We start from the raw sequence: 690 nt of genomic DNA on the forward strand, positions 1-690 counted from the left end.
AAGGGAACATATGAGCATAACGATAGGTGATCTTTACGCTTTCATGGCCAACACGGTTGGCAATATCAACAGCAGAGAATCCCATTTCGATCAGCAATGATACATGTGAGTGTCTAAGATCATGGATACGAATCCTTTTGACTCCGGTTTCCCTGCATCCTCGATCCATTTCATGGTGCATGCCGGATTTAGTAACTGTAAAGATTCGGTTATTTGGTTTAAGCTCGTATTGCCTGGATAAATAGTCTACCATTTCATCTGCCAGGAAATCTGGCATCTGGACAACACGGTTACTTTTGATGGTTTTAGGATCTGTTATTACATCCTCGCCTTTGATGCGTTGATAGCTTTTGTTGATCCGAACGGTTTTCTTGTCAAAATCAAAATCAGAAGGCGTTAATGCCAGCATTTCGCCAAGTCTTAATCCGCACCAGTAAAGCATTTCAAATGCCTGGAAGATTCCATCCTTTTTCATCATGGCTTTGGAGAAGGTCATGTATTCCTCTTTGGTCCAAAACTGCATTTCACCATTTGTTTCCTTTCCCATATTGCCGGCAACTCTAGCAGGGTTGCTGCTCAAGCCATAATAGCGGACGGCATAATTGAAAATTGCACTCAGTTGGTTATGCAGTGTTTTTAGATAGGTGGGGGAAAACTCCTTATCCGTTTTGGTAGTTTGCTTCATCATCT

At 42.0% G+C, this 690-nt stretch carries 1 protein-coding gene; it reads right to left on the minus strand.

The window, feature by feature from the left end; genetic code table 11:
* The coding region (locus NE665_RS23895; protein ID WP_256302702.1) for a site-specific integrase at positions 1-690 on the minus strand (690 nt) is incomplete at both ends.

This window comes from Clostridium sp. DFI.1.208 (genome assembly GCF_024463855.1).
Taxonomy (GTDB): domain Bacteria; phylum Bacillota_I; class Bacilli_A; order Erysipelotrichales; family Erysipelotrichaceae; genus Clostridium_AQ.